At 67.7% G+C, this 16,880-nt stretch carries 15 protein-coding genes; 2 read left to right on the top strand and 13 right to left on the bottom strand.

The features are described from left to right. The first annotated feature begins 862 nt into the window (after positions 1 to 862). A complete protein-coding gene (locus tag LVY72_RS13740) occupies positions 863 to 1,831 on the top strand; it encodes an MBL fold metallo-hydrolase (RefSeq protein WP_237821792.1) in 969 nt (322 codons plus the stop codon). 133 nt (positions 1,832 to 1,964) lie between these two features. Here the strand turns inward: LVY72_RS13740 and LVY72_RS13745 are convergent, their stop codons facing one another. The 11 genes from LVY72_RS13745 to LVY72_RS13795 form a co-directional block, all read right to left on the bottom strand. Further along, positions 1,965 to 3,029: an ABC transporter permease gene (locus LVY72_RS13745; RefSeq protein ID WP_237821795.1), complete on the bottom strand. Its 1,065-nt coding sequence runs from the start codon at positions 3,027 to 3,029 to the stop codon at positions 1,965 to 1,967. Positions 3,030 to 3,039: 10 nt separating this feature from the next. Continuing rightward, a complete protein-coding gene (locus tag LVY72_RS13750) occupies positions 3,040 to 4,536 on the bottom strand; it encodes a sugar ABC transporter ATP-binding protein (protein ID WP_237821797.1) in 1,497 nt (498 codons plus the stop codon). Next, entirely contained in the window at positions 4,533 to 5,510 is a 978-nt protein-coding gene (locus tag LVY72_RS13755) for a sugar ABC transporter substrate-binding protein (RefSeq protein ID WP_237821800.1), read from the bottom strand. The genes LVY72_RS13750 and LVY72_RS13755 overlap by 4 nt, the downstream gene beginning before the upstream one ends. 99 nt (positions 5,511 to 5,609) lie before the next feature. After that, entirely contained in the window at positions 5,610 to 6,326 is a 717-nt protein-coding gene (locus LVY72_RS13760; protein ID WP_237821802.1) for an enoyl-CoA hydratase/isomerase family protein, read from the bottom strand. After that, on the bottom strand, positions 6,313 to 7,215 hold the full coding sequence (locus LVY72_RS24725) for an NAD(P)-dependent oxidoreductase (protein WP_237821804.1): 903 nt from the start codon (positions 7,213 to 7,215) through the stop codon (positions 6,313 to 6,315). Before LVY72_RS24725 ends, LVY72_RS13760 begins: the two co-directional genes overlap by 14 nt. Next, positions 7,212 to 8,576 (bottom strand): M24 family metallopeptidase, encoded by a 1,365-nt coding sequence (locus LVY72_RS13770; protein WP_237821806.1) that lies wholly within the window; start codon positions 8,574 to 8,576, stop codon positions 7,212 to 7,214. The genes LVY72_RS24725 and LVY72_RS13770 overlap by 4 nt, the downstream gene beginning before the upstream one ends. Positions 8,577 to 8,604: 28 nt before the next feature. Then, entirely contained in the window at positions 8,605 to 9,633 is a 1,029-nt protein-coding gene (locus LVY72_RS13775; RefSeq protein WP_237822031.1) for a transketolase family protein, read from the bottom strand. Between the two features lie 2 nt (positions 9,634 to 9,635). Next, positions 9,636 to 10,475: a transketolase gene (locus LVY72_RS13780; protein ID WP_237821808.1), complete on the bottom strand. Its 840-nt coding sequence runs from the start codon at positions 10,473 to 10,475 to the stop codon at positions 9,636 to 9,638. Next, positions 10,472 to 10,825: a Dabb family protein gene (locus tag LVY72_RS13785; protein ID WP_237821810.1), complete on the bottom strand. Its 354-nt coding sequence runs from the start codon at positions 10,823 to 10,825 to the stop codon at positions 10,472 to 10,474. Before LVY72_RS13785 ends, LVY72_RS13780 begins: the two co-directional genes overlap by 4 nt. Before the next feature lie 9 nt (positions 10,826 to 10,834). Then, positions 10,835 to 11,374, bottom strand: coding sequence for a flavin reductase family protein (locus LVY72_RS13790; RefSeq protein WP_237821812.1), 540 nt, complete (start codon positions 11,372 to 11,374; stop codon positions 10,835 to 10,837). 37 nt (positions 11,375 to 11,411) lie between these two features. Next, positions 11,412 to 12,626 (bottom strand): acyl-CoA dehydrogenase family protein, encoded by a 1,215-nt coding sequence (locus tag LVY72_RS13795; protein WP_237821813.1) that lies wholly within the window; start codon positions 12,624 to 12,626, stop codon positions 11,412 to 11,414. A gap of 268 nt (positions 12,627 to 12,894) precedes the next feature. Between LVY72_RS13795 and LVY72_RS13800 the strand changes: the two genes are divergently transcribed. Continuing rightward, the gene (locus tag LVY72_RS13800; RefSeq protein ID WP_237821816.1) at positions 12,895 to 14,331 is read left to right on the top strand and encodes a PucR family transcriptional regulator; all 1,437 of its coding nucleotides are present in this window, start codon (positions 12,895 to 12,897) and stop codon (positions 14,329 to 14,331) included. Positions 14,332 to 14,717: 386 nt separating this feature from the next. Here LVY72_RS13800 and LVY72_RS13805 read toward each other — a convergent pair whose 3' ends face one another. Beyond that, entirely contained in the window at positions 14,718 to 15,986 is a 1,269-nt protein-coding gene (locus tag LVY72_RS13805; protein WP_237821818.1) for an MFS transporter, read from the bottom strand. A 192-nt stretch (positions 15,987 to 16,178) separates the two neighbouring features. Then, positions 16,179 to 16,832 (bottom strand): TetR/AcrR family transcriptional regulator, encoded by a 654-nt coding sequence (locus tag LVY72_RS13810; RefSeq protein ID WP_237821820.1) that lies wholly within the window; start codon positions 16,830 to 16,832, stop codon positions 16,179 to 16,181. Between the last annotated feature and the right edge of the window lie 48 nt (positions 16,833 to 16,880).

Genomic DNA, 16,880 nt, shown 5'->3' on the forward strand with positions numbered 1-16,880 from the left:
CCAGCGGGCATGACAACGTCCACCGCTCCACCCTGCGACAGTTCAAACCCCAACACAGGCGACGGCCAAGGCCCGTTCATGAACCGGCCACCGGCCCGGTGCTTCCCGCCCGAAGCGGAAGCACCAATGCCGGACGCCGCCCCAGCAACAACACCAAGCCTGGCCGTCCGGGGAACGCTCGGCGTGCGCCTGCGCGGGCAGGCCTACGCGGCTTCACACGCCAATAGACGGTCTGCGGCACGGATAGCCGCATGCCACCTCCCCTGCATCGTCCGCATCGGACGTGCCAAGGACCGGATCCGGACGTAATCACGGTTATCGGCTCTTGCTGCTGCGTTCCAGCCGTTTCACTGCGGTTGTCGGGCGCGGAAGAAACGGCCGCCGTTACAGGTGTGCCTCTTTGACGCGTGACCTAAGCAAGTGGACTCGCAGTCGTCGGTTCCGGCGGACCGACGTCGGCCGATACCGCCCGAGGTTGATGTAGTTGTGCGGAGTATCCAATAGATGGTGCGTTATCTGGCACTTGGGCATAAGTTTTCCGTGAGGCGCCCGTGAGTCTCCTAACATGGCGCACAGTGATGGCCATCACCGTCTTTTACTGCTCCATATTCTTCAGCTCAAACCTTCAGGAGACTCCCCCTTGTGCGACATCCTCACTAACGCTATGCGTAGCGGTGCAACCCGGCGACAGGCCATCACGGGCGTGCTTGCAGGCGCTACGGCCGTCGGTCTCAGCGCCGTTTTAGCGGTACCAGCTCAAGCGTCCCAGGTCCGAAAGCCATTTCAAGCCAAGAACCACCGTACGAAGCTCGTGCTACTCGGTACCGCTGGTGGTCCGCCTTGGTGGCCGGGGACGGACCGCATGGGAATCGCGTCGGCCGTCGTCGTTGGCGACCGTTACTACCTTGTGGACGCCGGCGAGGGTGTCGGTCCCCGCCTTCGGCGATCGGGGCTCGGCGACCCCCTTGGGGTGGTACAGAACGGGCCTTTGCGGGACCTCCGGGCGATCTTCCTGACTCACCTGCACTCGGACCATATCTCGGACCTGAACAACATCCTCTCCTCCGGCCTGCACAACGGGCTTCAGCGGGCACCGGAGAAGATCCAGGTCTGGGGTCCGGGCAACCGCGGGGCGCTGCCCGCATTGTTCGGCGAGGGCCAGGAGCCGCCCGTTGTGGCTCCCGATAACCCGACCCCGGGGACACGGGAGATGGTGGCGTTGATGGTCCGGACTTTCGCCACTGACTACAACGATCGGTCCCGGGACAACCGGTTCCCGGTGCCAGAGCAGTTGTTCGAGGGCTTCGATGTCCCGATTCCCGAGCGCTACCTCGCTGACCCGAATGGCAACCCTCATCCACGGATGAGCCCGGTACCGTTCTACGAGGACGATCGCGTGCGCGTGTCGGCTACCCTCGTTATGCATGCACCCGTTTTCCCTGCGTTGGCCTTCCGCTTCGATACCGAAGACGGTGCGATCGTCATCTCCGGAGACACCGGCGTCAGCGAGAACCTTGTCGAACTCGCCGAAGGCGCGGATATCCTCGCCCACGAGGTCATGGACCGTCAGTGGGCCGAGAGCCTGTTCCCGCAGCCGCGCGATGCTGGCTCCGAGGGGCTCTTCCAGCACATGATCCGGTCACACACCCTGGCCGAGGAACTCGGACCGCTGGCGGAGCGCGCCGGGGTGAAGACGCTGGTGCTGCACCATCTGGTGCCGGGCAACGGTGCGCCGAACTCATGGAACGAAGCCAAGCGCGGCTTCTCCGGCCGCATGATCGTAGGCCAGGATCTCGACGAGATCGGCATCGGCCGGCCGGCCCGGACATAGAACCGGAAAGGCGATGGCCGGAGCAGAATATGCTCCGGCCACCACCTTTGGTGCCGAGACTCGTTCTGGTCAATCAGTGCGGAAATGGCGACGGCGGAGCGGGCACCCCCGTGCCGCCCCGCCGTTGCCGGCTTTAGCGGTATCCGGCCCCTCGGCGCGCCTGGTCGATAGCCACGGCCACCAGCAGGAGGACGCCCCCGGCGACCGTCTGGTAGTAGGACGGGACGGCGAGCAGCGTCATGCCGTTGTTGATGACACCGATGATCAGCACCCCGACCAATGTCCGGGTCACGCGTCCTTCGCCACCGGCCAGGCTGGTGCCGCCCAGCAGGACCGCGGTGAGGACCTGCAGCTCGTAGCCGGTGCCCGCCGAAGGAACGGCGATGCCGCCCTGGGCCAGCATGAGCAGACCGGCCACGGACGCCGCAAGGCCGCTGGTGGCGAGGATGATGACGCGGGCGCGGTCCACCGGGATTCCGGCGAGGCGGGATGCACGTGGATTGGAACCGACCGAGTAGACAGTCCGTCCCCACACGCTGTACTTCGCAATCCACCAGGCCACCGCGAAAACGCCGAGCATCACCCACACCGGAACGGGCAGCAGAATCCAGCGGTCGAAGCCGATGGCGTCGAAGAAGGGGTCGCGGACAGCGATTTCACGCCCGTCGCTAAGGATGAAGGCGGCACCACGGAAAAGCGCCAGGGTACCGATTGTCACTATAATCGGATTGATCCGCAAGCGGACCACGCAGAAGGCATTGACCAGCCCGCAGACGACGCCGAGGGCCAGGGCGGCTGCTGATGCCGTAAGCGGTCCTGCCCCGAACGAGGACATCATGACGGCTGCTAGGACGCCGGTGATGCCTACGATGGAACCGACCGACAGGTCCAGGGCTCCGGAAATGAGCACGAGGGTCATGACGGCCGACATGGTGCCGATGATGGCCACGGAGCGCAGGACGTTGATGAGGTTGGCTTCCGTGAGGAAGTGGGAGCTGGCGATCGCGAAACCGATGCACAGGACAACAAGGGCGCCGATAAGGGCCAGGTCCTGTCCCCCGGGCAGGGTTCGACGGAGGCGGGAAGCGCCGTGCTTGGGGGGCTGGATTGCCGCCTGCCCAGGTTCGACGGCGGGAGCTGCGGTTCCGGCGTCAGCGGCTGTTTCCTCGACGGAGGAGATCTTGTTCGACGGGTTCATGGTCTTTCCCCTAAAGTGCGGCTGCAGTCAGGTCCGATGCGGTCAAAGCATTGGAGTCGAGTTGGGTCAGGATGCGGCCACGACTGAGCACGTAGACGCGGTCGCAGAGTGCGGCAACTTCCTCCGCGTCGGAGGACGTGACGAGGCAGGTACCGCCGGCGTCGACGTATTCCCCCATGAGCCTGTGGATTTCGGCCTTGGCGCCGATGTCGACGCCGCGGGTCGGCTCGCTCAGCAGCAGCGCCCTGGGCGTTTCACCACCGGAGAACTGCCGGGCGAGGACCACTTTCTGCTGGTTGCCGCCGCTCAGCGAGGACACCTGGGCCTCGAGTGATCCTGCTTTGACGGCATGGCGGCTGGCCAGCCTTGCTGCCCGTTCGGTTTCCATGCCTTGCCGCCTGATGCCGGCGCGGGCGAGCCTGCTCCAGTTCGCAAGCAGGATGTTGTCCCTGACGGACAGTCCCAACGCCAGGCCTGCTCCCTTGCGGTCGGCCGGCACGTAGCCGATACCGCGCTGCCGGGCCTCGATCGGCGATGCAGGCAAGGGCTCTCCGCAGAATGTGGCATGCCCGGCGGTGTGCTCCTCTGAGCCGTACAGGCAGTCCGCGATGGTCTCGTGGCCGCTGCCGGCGAGCCCGAAGAAGCCAACGATTTCTCCGGCAGCCACGCGGAATGACACGCCGCCGAGCGAACGCCCGCTGCGCAGATCCTGGACTTCAAAGACAGATGTCCCCTTCCCGGCAGCTGGGGCCGGCCGCGCTTGCGAGCCAAGCGGGTCGGCGCCGAGCATGGCGCGCACAATGCTCGGCCGGTCCGTGTCGGACACTTCGGTTGCCAGAACGACGGCACCATCCCGCAGCACCGTCACATCGTCGGCGACGGCGAGGACCTCTTCGAGGTGATGACTGATGTAGAGGATCGCCACCCCCTGCGCGGCGAGACCACGCAGTCGTTCGAGAAGCCCGTCTGCCTCGGGTGGGGTCAGGGCGGCCGTCGGCTCGTCGAGGAACAACACCTTCGGCCGGGCGGCCAACCCCCGGGCGATCTCCACGAGCTGTTGCTCCGCCAAGGGCAGGGATCCGACGATGGCTTCCGGATCGATACCGGCGCCAAGCTCGGACAGGACCGCTCCGGCTTGCCGCATCGCCTTGGCGGAGTCGACTATGCCGAAGCGCCGCGGCAGCTGCCCCATGAGCACGTTCTCGGCCACGGTGAGCGTGGGCGCGAGTTCGAGTTCCTGGTGAACAGTGCGGATGCCTTCGCGTTGGGCGTCGGCCGGGGTCCGGAAGCGCGCCGGACGGCCGTCCACCATGATCGTTCCTTCGTCAGGTTCGATCATCCCGGACATCATATTGACCAAGGTGGACTTTCCCGCCCCGTTCTCTCCGAGCAGTGCGTGGATCCGGCCGTGCCGGAGAGAAAGCTCGACGTCGCGGACGGCGTGGGTTCCGCCAAAGCGCTTGTGCACACCTTCCAGGTGCAGCGCGGGGTGCGTCACCTGGTTCACTCATTCCCGTTGATGTCGTCTGCGTTCTTGGCAGTTACGACGCGGGTCTGGCCCGGGTGCGTGACCTTCGGGACGTCTTCTCCGGCAGCGATCCGTGTGGCGAGGTTGACAATCTCCTTGCCCCACTGTTCTGGGAAGAGGCCTACGGTGGCCACGAGGGGCGAGCCCTCGCGCTTGAGCTCGTCAACCACCATGGGATCACCGGACGTTCCGACGACCAGCACGTCGTCCTCCCGACCTGCTGCCTTGGCGGCGGCCACCGCCACCATGGCCATCGAATCCAGATGGGCCCAGACAGCGATTTTTTCGCCCGGATGCGCGGAGAGAAAGTCTGCGGAGACCTGCCGGGCGACGCTGGGGTCGAGCCTGGTGTCGCCGACTGTCACGTCGATGGCGCCGAGTTTGCCCTTGAGCGCGGCCTGTGCGGCGTCACTGCGCTCAAGCTGCACGTCGCCGCCGGCGGGCAGGGCCAGCATCAAGGCACTGTCGACCTTGCCCTTGCCCCATTTCTTCAGGGCGGCATCGGCCAGGGCATCGCCCCCGAGCCGGCCTACCTCCGCATTGTCAATGGCGAACAGCGGCGCGTCACCGACCGGGTACTGGACGGCGAGCACCGGTACGCCGGCCTCGCCCATAATCCGAGCCACCCGGTCGTTGGCATCGGCTACCGAACTGTACTCGACGAATACGGAGGGAGTCTGGGTAGCAGCATCGCGTGCGTTGTTGACGACCTTGGCGGCATCGGTGTGGTTGTCGAAGACGGAAAAATTGTTGCCGACGGCGCCAGCCGCCTTCTCCACCCCCTTGGTGACGGTGGCAACAAACGGGGTCTGCTGGTCGCCTGCGTAGGCGATGGAAACGGTACCGGTGCTGCCGCTGGCAGAACCGCCCGTGGCCGGGCCGCCGCATGCTGTCAGGGTGGCAAGGCCGGCGAAGACCGTGATGGCGGCGATGGTTTGCTGGATGGTGCGCATGAATGTTCCTTTGCTGTGGTGTGTGACCGGGTGCCGCGCCGCATGGTGCGGAGCGGGCAGGGGCGTAATCCGCCCCTGCCCGCTCCGGAACCCGATTCCCTACTGTGGGCCGAAGAGCTGGATGAATCCTTCGGCGCCGGAGCGCAGGGCCTGGCCGTAGTCCTGGTCGAAGGACGCGTACATCAGCGGCCTGCCGAGACGGCCGGCGGTGCCGGAGCGCTGGACGGCCCCGGCGTAGTAGGCCACGCGGTCCTGCAGTTGATCGGCGGGGACGGCCTCGTCGATGATGCCGAGCTGTTCGGCACGCTGGGCGGTGAACGGTTCGCCGGTGAGGATGTTGGTGATCGCGGCCTTGGCCGGAACCCGGCGCAGGGCCGGGCTCTGGGCGACTGCGGGCCAGGTCCCCAGGGTCGCTTCGATGGTTCCCAGTTTGGCGGTGTCGACGGCGATGACGATGTCGGCACTGCAGACCAGGCCGAAGCCGCCGGCGAGGGCGTCGCCGTTGACGGCCGCGACCACGGGGGTGCGCAGGGCCGGGAACGTTTCGAACAGTTCGACGACGGCGTCTGCGAACGGCCGGGCGGTCCCGGTGGCGCGGATGTGCGGCCCGTCCGCGCCGCCGCAGAAGGTGTCCCCGGCGCCGGTCAGGACGATGGCACCGGCTGTCTCGTCGTCGTCCAGGGTGCGCAGCGCCGTTGTGAGTTCCCTGGCCATGCCGGCATCCAGCATGTTCCGTTCCCCGCGTTCGAGAGTCAGGTAGGCGGTGGTCCCTTCGGTGCGGACGCGCACGGTGGTGAGGTCCTCAAGCACGGCCATGGTCGGCTCCTTCGGTGGTGGTGGTGCCAGGCTGCAGGGCGGCGAGGGCGAGCATGTCCTCGTCCCCGTGGCCCTGCCCGCCGGCAATGGCGGCAAGCTGTTCGACGGCGGCGGCCAGCGGCAGCGGGACGCCGAGTTCCCGGGCTGCGCCGGTACCGAGCGCCAGGTCCTTGCGCATCATGTCCAGGGTGAAGGTGGGCGTGAAGTCCTTTGCCGCCAGTGAGGCGGCGCGGGCCCGGATCCAGCCGGAGCCGAGCACGGTGTTGCCGAGGAACTCCAGGAAGTCCTCCCGGCGGACGCCGCCGTGCTCGGCCAGGCTGGTCACTTCCACCAGTGCCTGGGCCATGATGCCGAGGTAGAGGTTGTGGGCCAGCTTCACGAGCCGCGCCCCTTCGGCCTCGCCCGCGGCGACGACGGTCCCGGCCAGTTCCTGCAGGAGGGGGTGCACCGCGGCGTAGGCTGCGGCCGGGCCGGAGGCGACGATGCAGGCGCCTCCGGCCGTGACGACGCCGGGGTTGCCGCTGACCGGTGCCGCCAGGAAGGCGCTCCCGCTGCCTTCCACGGCCCGGCGCACGGCGGCGGAGGCCTCGGCGGAGACGGTGGAGCAGTCGACGACGATGTCCGGGCGGTCCTCGCCGGCCAGCAGGCCGCCGGGGCCGGTAACGACCTGCTCAAGGTCCTGGTCAGCCCCGACCGTGGTGAACACGATCCGGCAGGCGGCCAGGTCGCTCGGCTTCTCGACGCGCTCGGCGCCCCGTTCCACGAGCGGCTCGGCCTTGGCCGGGGTGCGGTTCCAGACGGCCAGGGTGTGCCCGGCGTCGAGCAGGCGCGAGGCCAGGGCGGTCCCCATCCTGCCGGTGCCGATCCAGCCGATGTCGGCGGTGGTCACGCCGTCACCTCGGCGAAGTCGGCGGCCGGTGCGGCCGGCTGCAGGTCGACGCCGGTGTAGTAGCGGGTGCCGGCCACGTAGAGTTGGTCCGCCGGGAAGCGGGTGAGCAGCTGGCAGCCGTCCTTGGTGACCACCAGTTCCTCCTCGATGCGGGCAGCGGCGGAGCCGTCCGGGGTGGGCCAGTAGGTCTCCATGGCGAAGACCATGCCCTCCTGCAGCTCGATGGGGTGATCGAAGGAGTGGTAGCGGCTCATCAGCGGCCGTTCCCACAGGCCCAGGCCGATGCCGTGGCAGTACTGCAGCCCGAAGGCCTGTTCCTCGGTTTCGAAGCCGAAGTCCTTGGCGGCCGGGAAGTGCTGGACGATGTCCGCGCTGGAGGCGCCGGGGCGGACCTCGGCCATGGCCAGGTCCATGAACTCGCGGGCCTGCTTGTAGGCGTCGCGCTGGGCCATCGTGGCGGAGCCGACGTTCAGGGTCCGGTAGTAGCAGGTGCGGTAGCCCATGTAGGAGTGGATGATGTCGAAGTACGCGGTGTCCCCGGGGCGGATGAACCGGTTGGAGAACACGTGCGGGTGCGGGCTGCAGCGTTCCCCGGAGATGGCATTGACTGCCTCGACTTCCTCCGAGCCGTTCTCGTAGAGGAACTTGTTCACCAGCGCGACGGCGTCGTTCTCCTTCACGCCCGGGCGCAGGAAGCGGTACAGCTCCTCGTACGCCCCGTCTACGAGTGCGGCGGAGTGGTTAAGCAGGGCGACCTCGTCCGGGGTCTTGATGGTGCGCGCCTCGAGCATCAGGTGGTTGCCGTCCTCGACGGTCAGGCCCTCGGCCTCGAGCGCGCGCAGCACGGGCAGTTCGACGACGTCGACGCCGACGGGCTCTCCGGCCAGGCCGTGCTCGCGCAGGATGTCGGCGATGCGCTTGGCGTTGGCGGCTTCGATGCCGACCTCGGTGGGGATGGCGCCGCGCCAGGTGGAGACACCGGCGCGCCAGTTCTCCTCCGGCAGCCACGGGGCGAAGCTCTGGTGGGTCTTGGCCGCGGATCCGATGTCCCACAGGATCGGGGCCTGGCCGCGCATCAGCAGGGCGCAGCGGAAGTACTTGTCCCGGGCCCAGTTCCCGATGTGGGTGGCGGTGGTGTAGCGGATGTTGTTCATGTCGAACAGCACCAGCGCCCCGAGGTGGGACCGTTCCAGCTGTTCCATGGCCTTGGCCAGGCGCTCGGTGCGCAGCCGGTCCATGTTGACGCGGTTCTCCCAATCGGAGGCGGTGGCGTCGCCGGGCGAGGCGATCGGGTACGCGCCGTGGGTGGCCTGGTAGAAGTTCGGAATGCTGCGGCGCTGGCCGTTGTTGGGGGTGCACATGGTTTCTGCTCCTTACGTGGATCGGGGGTTAGACGGGGGCGTATTCGCCGGTCGCGGCCGGCGCGACCGGGGCCTGCGGGGGATTGTCCCCGCGGCCCATGGCCGACCAGGCGGCGTCGATCAGGGCCTGGGTGCCCAGCCCGTACTTTTCGAAGAGGTAGGGCGCGTTCAGGGATCCCTCGCCGAAGGTGTCGGCGACCCCGACGCGGCGCATGGGCCGGCCCAGGCCGGCTTCGGCGAGGACCTCCGCGACGGCCGAGCCGAGCCCGCCGATGATCGAGTGGTTTTCGGCGCTGACGACGGCGGCGGCCTGGCCGGCAGCGGCCAGCACACCGTCGCGGTCCAGCGGCTTGATCACCGGCACGTTGACCACCGAGGCGGCAACGCCGGCTTCCGCCAGCGCCTTCGCCGCGCCCAGGGCGGCGGCGAGCATCATGCCGCTGGCAAAGATCGCCACGTCGTCGCCCTCGACCAGGGTTTGGGCCTTGGTGAGGGAGAGTTCATGGGCCTCGGGGAAGATCACCGGGATTTCGCCGCGCTTCAGGCGGACGTAGACCGGCCCGTCGATGTCGGCGATGGCGGGCACCACCTGGGCGACCTCGACGGCGTCGGCCACGTCGATCACGGTCATGTTCGGCAGCACGCGCATCAGTGCGACGTCGTCGATCGCCTGGTGGCTGGGACCGCCTGGCGTGGACAGCCCCGGCATGAACCCGATGATTTTCACGGGCAGGTTCGGGTAGGCGATCGCGTTGGCGATCTGGTCGTAGGGGCGGCGGGTGGCGAAGACGCCGAAGGTGTGGACGAACGGGGTGAAGCCGGAGCGGGCGAGGGTGCCGGCCATCGACATCATGTTCGCCTCGGCCATGCCGGCGTGGATGAAGCGGTCCGGGAAGCGGTCCTGGAACAGGTCAATCTCGCACTGGCGGGTCAGGTCGCCGGTCACACAGAGCACGTCCGGGCGTTCTTCGGCGAGCTTTGTCAGGGCCTGGCCGTAGGGCTTGAGCGTGGTGGGGTACGGGGCGGTGCGGAAGCGCGCGGCTTCCGGTGCTTGCATGGTCACAGGGTCTCCAGGGTCCGGGTCAGTTCCGCTTCGGCGGCGGCGGCCAGCTGGGGCGGGAGTTTGATGAAGTGGCCGTCGGCATCCTCGGGCAGGCAGTCCAGGCCGTGGACGGTAGAGGTGCGGCAGATCAGCACGGACGGTTTGCACCTCTCCGAGTCGGCCTCGTGCAGCGCCGCGACGACAGTGTCGACGTCGTGGCCGTCAATGTCGGCGACGTGCCAGCCGAAGGACTCCCATTTCTGCCGCATCGGCTCGAGCGTGGTGATGCTGGAGATCGGGCCGTCGACCTGGGAGTCGTTGGCGTCGAGGATGACGATGAGCCGGTCCAGGCCGTGGTGGGCGGCGAAGATGGCGGCCTCCCAGGTCTGTCCCTCCTCGAGTTCGCCGTCGCTGATCAGCGCGTAGACCCGGCCGGCGTGCCCGCCCCGCAGCTTGTCGGCAAGCGCGAAGCCGGCGGCGGCGGACAGCCCCTGGCCCAGGGAGCCGCAGGTGTAGTCGACGATCGGCGAGCTTTCGGTGCCGATGGCTTCAAGGGGCGAGCCGTTCTTGCCGTAGCTGTCCAGCTGTTCGCGGGTCAGCAGTCCGAGCGCGCCGGCCGCGGCGTAGGGGGCGATGATGTAGTGGCCGGGCGAGCAGATGAAGCGGTCGCGGTTCCAGTCGAGATCGGCGAAGACCGCGGCGACCTGTTCGGCGCTGGAGAGGGCCTGGCCGAGGTAGCCGAAGCCCTGCGGCGCGACCATGCGGGTGGCTTCCAGCCGGATCTGTGCGGCCAGTCGCCGGGGGTCGATGTCTGCCGGCGGTTGCCGGCGGACCGGTGACTCGAGGTCGATGTTCACCGGGTGCTCCTTGTCGTGGTGGGTTGCAGATTCTCTGTTGCGGACCCTGCCGTGGTGCCGCTGTAGTGGTCCATGGCGAAGCGTTCGCTGCACAACTCGTCGAGTTGGCCGAGCAGGCGCTGGTGGGCCTGATGGTCCCAGTACTGGGACAGGCCGTCGTCGGCCAGCCGGGCCAGGCAGCCGTGGGTGAATCCGCGTTGCAGTCCGGAGGGGTTGATGTTGCGGCCCCAGCTGATCTCGTGCAGGGCGGCGCAGTCCCCGGCGATGGCGTCGCTGAATTCGGTCAGCGCCGTTTCCAGGTCGGTTTCGCGGCCCTCGGCGGCGGCAAAAAGTACATAGTGTTCCAGCATGGGGTGTTCCTAGTCCTGGTTCCGTGGCATGCGGTTGAAGGAGCCGAAGCCGCCCTTGAAGAAGAGCAGGGGCTCGCCGGGTCCCTTCTCGCCGAGATCGCGTACCCGGCCGAGGACCATGTAGTGGTCGCCGGCCTCGTAGACGTGCTCGATGCTGCACTCAATGAAGGCGAGAGCGCCGTCGAGCACCGGTGCTGCGGTCAGCCCGGGCTGCCAGTCGACGCCGGCGAACTTGTCGGTGCCGCTCCTGGCGAAGCGCAGCCCCAGGTCGCGCCGGTCGGCGGGCAGGATGTTCGCGCAGAAGCTTCCGGTGCGCTGGATTGCCGGCCAGGTCTTGGAGGTCTTCTGCGGGCTGAACATGATCAGCGGGGGATCCAGCGAGATGCTGACCAGGGACTGGACCGTCATGCCCAGCGGGCCGTCGGCCGAATCCGAGGTAATGACGGCGACGCCGGTGCAGAAGTTGCCCAGCACAGAGCGCATGGCCGAGGCCATCTCCTGGGAGTCGGCGATCCGGGCGGGGTGTTCCTTAAGAAGAGTGCTGTTCATGGTGTCCTCCTTGCGGGGATCTGTGGTGAACCGGTTGTTAGACGTGGACGGTGACGCCGCCGTCGGCCCCGAGCAGCAGGCGCCCGTAGACTTCCTTGCCCACCTGCGGGGTGGCGTGGGCGTGGCTGCCGCCGGTGAGGGCATCCTGGTAGATACGGTGCAGCGGGCTGGAGGCGAGGTAGCTGCCGGAGCCGGCGGCCTTCATGAGCTGGTCGAGCGCGTCGCCGATCAGGGTGACGATGGTGCCGGTGTCGTTGCGCACCCGGGCGCGGATGACCTCGTCCAGCAGTTCGCCGGAGGCGGCGGACCCGTCGATGTCCCGGCACGCGCGGTGCATCAGCAGTTCGGCGAGGTCGATCTTGGTCTGCGCGTCGGCGGCGGCCAGCTGGTGCACCGGTGAATTGCGGGCTTCGGTGTAGACGGTGCCGGTGACGCCCTTGGTGCGCAGGCGTGCCATGGCCAGGTCGGCCGCGGCCTTGCCCAGGCCGATCTGGATGGCTCCGAAGATAATGGTGCCCTTGGGCAGGAACGGCGCGCGGGCGGCCGGCTCCATGTCGCGCAATTCGGTGCACAGTTCGCCGTTGACCATGTCCTCGAAGTACTGGACGCGGTGCTCCGGGATGAACACGTCGTTGACAACGACGGTGTCGCTGCCCGAGCCCTTCAGGCCCATGGGGTACCAGCTGCGTTCGACCTTCCAGTCGCCCGGGTGCACGATCGCCAGGGCGTGTCGCAGGCTGCCGTCCGGCTGCGGAGCCAGGAACCCGAGCATCGCGTGCGTGGCCAGGTAGGAGCCGGAGGCGAAGGCCCACGTGCCGGACATCCGGAAGCCGCCTTCGGCGCGCTCGGCCGTGGTCATCGGGTTCAGGATGACGCACAGCTTGGCCGACGGGTTGCCTGCCCAGACCTCGTCCTGGGCGCGCACGGGCCAGGTGGTTGCAAACCAGTTGCCGATGTTGATCAGCATGGCCGACCACGCCGCGGAGCCGTCGCCGCGGGCGAGTTCGACCAGCACGTCGGCGACCGTCCGGGTGTTCGCCTCGAAGCCGTCGTAGCGGCGCGGGACGGTCAGCCGCAGCAGCCCTTCGGCTTCCATGCGTTCGACGGCGGCGGCAGCGGCCTGCCCCTTATCGCCTTCAGCCGCGTGCTCGCGCAGCACTTCCCGAATGGAAGAAGCACGGGCAACAAGGTCAGGCGCCGGTCCCAGCAGGTCGGTGGCGGCGCCAGCGGTGGGAATATCGGTCGTGGTCATGGGATCTCCTGGTGGTCGGAGGGTGTCCGGGGGTCGGTGTCAGTCACTCCATGCTCCGAAAAGCCGCACCGCCCGACTACGTGCCGGCAGATCAACGTTGCGCCGGTCACTGTGCGGCCGTCACGAGCCATGTATAGGTCCGCAAACAAACTGTGCTGGCAGCACAAACGCGGCGTCGTCCCTTGGCGGCGCGGGACAAACCGTTTGCCGGCAGAAGTGACATGGATCAAACTCAAAAGACCGCGATGACGCCAGTTCCGGAGGGTTGATGAAACATACGTGGGTTTCCCTGCTGACAGCCGCAGAGCCGGCCCGCTTCTACAGTTCGCTCGGCTGCCGCAAGCGGGCCGAAGCGGCAGTAGGTCGAAGCGCTGTCATGTGGGCGGTCCGTGCGGGACAGCGGATGGCCGACAACATCCTCCAGGAGCTCACGGACTGGACCGGCGACCGGGACGACGAGGAGTTCGAAAGCCTTCGCAGGGCGACGGAAGCGAGCACCATCGACACTGTCGCCGCCTTGTACACGGGAGACAAGAACTGGCTGGCCCGGTCGACGGAGCCCAGCGAAAACGTCGCCTTCTATGTGGCACGCAGCATTCCCCTCGACCAGGTCGTGAGGAATGTCCATGCCGGCCAGACCTTCGTTACCGATGAGCTGATGAACGCCCTGGAACAGGCCGTTCCCGAGCATGAGCGCCTGGCGACCGCAAAGCAGCTAACCCGGGATGTATCGGCCTGTTGGTCCAGCTTCGTACAGGCGCTCTCGAAGCGTTATGCAGAGGAAGCCGCACGCCGTCTCACCAGCCAGAGCGGCCTCACTGCAGAGGCCGTCCGGACCATTCTTCGCGACGAGGGCCCCGTCCCTGACGATGTCGTTGCCCAGCTTCCCTACCAACTCAGGCAGTCGCATACAGCCTTGGTGGTATGGCTCGAAGATGCCGAGCCTGACACTTTCCGGCACTTTGCCTGGGAGCAGGTCACCGCCCAGTTGGCCCGGCTGACCCAGGCCAAGGGCGGAACGCTGATACATAACGAGGGAGTCCGGCACGTCTTAATCTGGCTCGGCTCGCGTGGGCCCCTCGACACGTCCGGGCTGGAGCTTTCGGGAACGTGGCCCTCCCCCTTGAGGATCGCCGTCGGCACTACGGGACAGGGATTGGCTGGATTCCGGCAAAGCCACCGGGAAGCACTCGCTGCGGAACGGGTCGCCCGGCTCGTGGGCCGGTCCGGCACGGTCACCCGCTACGAGGAGGTCGAACTGCTCTCGCTCCTTCTGGCCGACACCCGGCAGAGCGCCGCCTTCGTCCGCCGAACCCTCGGTCCCAAGCTTGCCGTTCCCGACGACCGCGCCCGCGAGCTGCGGCGCACTCTCCTGCACTACCTCGACAACAAAGGCAGCCTCGCCCTCACCGCCGCAGCCCTGCACACCCACCGCAACACCGTGGCCTACCGTATCCGGCAAATCAACGAGGTCCTCCCGCCGGCTGCTCCTTCATACCAGGTACGGTGCGCCCTGGAGCTCGCGGAGACAGTCCCCGGCACCGTCCTGAGTGATGGGACCGAGAGCCCTTTTAGCCAAGGTGGACCAGTACATGGCGTCCTCCGTCCACAGCCCGCCACCAAGCGGGGCCGGGATCCCCAGGACAAGCTCCGGCAAAGTACCTCCCCGATGACTGTCTTGGGTTCGGGTGGAGCAATAGGGTGATCCTGGGCCAAGGACATGCGACTTCCACGGAGGGTAGCCGTACTGGGATACAACCGAAATGACCGGCAATGGGAAATCCAGCCCGTCGGGCTGCGATTTCTCGGTCAATCCTGCCGGAAGTCACCGATCCCAACCTGGATAGCCTGCTCGATAGGCCCATCCCCGCGCGGCCCTAACACTTGAGAATTCATGCATGCGGGGGTGTCCGTTATTCAGACGCTCCCCACTCGGCCCCCAAGCGCCCCGGCGGAATATCCGCCGGAGCGCGTAGGGGCCGTTATTGGCGTGCAGAGTCTGGTGGCCATGCTTCGAGGGAGGACGTACAACGGCCCGGGAACGGCATGTCCTGTGCGTGTCCCCGGGCCGTTGTGCTTGTCCGCTTGCGGTTAGCCGGCGGTCGCCGGGACGGCTTCCACGTCGACGTGCCGGGCCAGGTGCCGTCGGCTGTAGGACAGGCCGGTGCAGATTCCCAGACAGAGGATTGCCGCCAGCGCGTAGAGGGCGAAGAGCCCGCCGGCTCCCTGGGCGGCGAAGGCGAGCCCGCCGACGAAGGGGCCGGCGAACGAACCGATGAAGGCCATGGTGTTGGTGATGCCCAGGATCGTTCCGCGGGAGTGGGGTTCGACGGCGCCGGTGGCGGTGGCGTTGATGAGGTTCTGGGCCGAGTGCCCGCCGATGCCCATGAGCGCCACGCAGATCAGGGCGAAGCCCAGCGATGGCGGCCCCCAGAGCAGTCCGCCGAGCCCGGCGAGGGTAAGGGCGGCGCAGACGATGGTGACCTTGGCTGAACCGGCCTTATCGGCCGCAATGGCTGTGAACCACGAGCCGAGGACCGCTGCGCCGGTCAGCGAGAAAGCGAACAGCAGTGCCTGGGTCAGGCTGAATCCGCGGGACTTCATGGCCTCGGCCAGCCAGACGTTCAGGCCGAGCCAGGTGGCCATGTTGGTGATGGCGGCCAGTGCGACCAGGCCGACGAAGACTGCCACGCGGCCGCGGAAGAGGCCGGCGAACTTCTGCAGGGGGGTGAGTGTGGTGTCGTGGACCTCGGCGGGTTCGCTGATCCGTGAGGAGAGCAGGACGGACAGGATGACCAGGGTCATGGCCGTGCCAAGCCAGAACATGGCCCGCCAGCCCCACAGCGGCATGAGGAAGATGCCCGACAGTGCGGCGACGGTCCCGCCGAGGGGAACGCCTGCCATCGCGATGGTGATCACCAGGCTTCCGCGCCCCTGGGGTGCGTGGTTCCGGGCGAGGGTCATGGCCGTGGTGAGGGCCGCCCCCACGCCGATTCCGGTGACGAAGCGTGCCCCACCGAGGAACCCGGGCGTGGCAGCCAGGGCGGCCAGGGCGGAGCCGAACCCGAAGATCGCGGCGGCCACTGCCATGACACGGGGCCGTCCAATCCGGTCGGCGAGCATGGTCCCGCCGATGACCCCGGTCAGGGCGCCGGCGTAGACAATCCCGCCGACGAGTCCGGCGGTCCGCTCGTCGATCCGCAGCGAGGGGTCCTCCAGCAGGAGGGGGACCACGGAGCCGAAGACGATCAGGTTGTAGCCCTCCATCAGGGTGACGGTGAGGCAGATGGCGATGACGGCGTTGTTCGACAGGTAGGGCCGGGGGCCGCGGCGGTTTGGGCGCGCAGGAGTCGAGGTCATGGGAGTCCTTTGGGAGGGAGGCACACGGGGCCGGGATAGTTGACATACTCTTCAGTTCTGAGCAGTAAACCAAGTGTGAGATTAAGGTCATAAAATTGCAAGGGAATTTTTGGAGGACCGATGCGTGGGGCGCCGGGGTGCACAAAGGGCCCCCGCCAAAACGGCAGGGGGCCCTTTGTGTGAGGGGTGAGGCTACGGTTCGAGGCGCAGGGCCGGCAGCGGCCGGGCGGCGATTTCCTTGGCCTCCTGTGCGTCGATGCCGACCATCGCCAGCATGGTGCGGGCGAACAGTTGGTCGGTTTCCGCCGGCGGTTCCGTGGAGAGCACCAGGTGCAGCGCAGAGATGAGCGAGCCGAACGTGCACGAGGTCGCGATGTCGGTGTTCGGGATGGTGAAGCGCCCGGCGTCCACGCCCCGGCGGAGGTCGCGGGCGGCCCGGGGGCCGAGAATGGCAATCAAGGTCGGATGTGCGGCTCCCATGCGGACGATGAACCATCCCCACACCGGATCGCTGGTGGCCCGGAGCACCAGGTGGCGCAGGGAGGAGGCGAACACCTCGGCGGGATCCTCCATGTCCGCGGTCATCCGGTCCAGGGCGGCGCCGACGGATTCGATGGAGGCCTCGGCCACCGCCTCGACGATCTCGTCGCGGGACTGGAAGTAGTTGTAGAAGGTCCCGGCCCCGAGGTCTGCGGCGTCGGTGATCTCCGAGATCCCGACGGACTCGACGCCGCGTTCGGCCATGAGGGTCTTCGCAGCCTCGATCAGCCGGGCGCGGGTCTGCTCCCGGCGCCGCTGCTGGCGTCCGACGGTCGCCGCACCTGTCGCCTTCGTTTCTGTTCCCACCCTAAAACCGTACGCCACCGAGGACGCCGGCGCACGGAGGCATGCCCG

The organism is Arthrobacter hankyongi, assembly GCF_022012395.1.
In the GTDB taxonomy this organism is placed as follows: Bacteria; Actinomycetota; Actinomycetes; order Actinomycetales; family Micrococcaceae; genus Crystallibacter; species Crystallibacter hankyongi.

Coding starts and splice junctions, on each gene's coding strand:
- LVY72_RS13800 (WP_237821816.1), top strand. CDS start 12,895: ATGAAACATACGTGGGTTTCCCTGCTGACAGCCGCAGAGCCGGCCCGC.
- LVY72_RS13770 (WP_237821806.1), bottom strand. CDS start 8,576: ATGTGCACCCCCAACAACGGCCAGCGCCGCAGCATTCCGAACTTCTAC.
- LVY72_RS13755 (WP_237821800.1), bottom strand. CDS start 5,510: ATGCGCACCATCCAGCAAACCATCGCCGCCATCACGGTCTTCGCCGGC.
- LVY72_RS13740 (WP_237821792.1), top strand. CDS start 863: ATGGGAATCGCGTCGGCCGTCGTCGTTGGCGACCGTTACTACCTTGTG.
- LVY72_RS13785 (WP_237821810.1), bottom strand. CDS start 10,825: ATGCTGGAACACTATGTACTTTTTGCCGCCGCCGAGGGCCGCGAAACC.
- LVY72_RS13790 (WP_237821812.1), bottom strand. CDS start 11,374: ATGAACAGCACTCTTCTTAAGGAACACCCCGCCCGGATCGCCGACTCC.
- LVY72_RS13805 (WP_237821818.1), bottom strand. CDS start 15,986: ATGACCTCGACTCCTGCGCGCCCAAACCGCCGCGGCCCCCGGCCCTAC.
- LVY72_RS13795 (WP_237821813.1), bottom strand. CDS start 12,626: ATGACCACGACCGATATTCCCACCGCTGGCGCCGCCACCGACCTGCTG.
- LVY72_RS13760 (WP_237821802.1), bottom strand. CDS start 6,326: ATGGCCGTGCTTGAGGACCTCACCACCGTGCGCGTCCGCACCGAAGGG.
- LVY72_RS13775 (WP_237822031.1), bottom strand. CDS start 9,633: ATGCAAGCACCGGAAGCCGCGCGCTTCCGCACCGCCCCGTACCCCACC.
- LVY72_RS13745 (WP_237821795.1), bottom strand. CDS start 3,029: ATGAACCCGTCGAACAAGATCTCCTCCGTCGAGGAAACAGCCGCTGAC.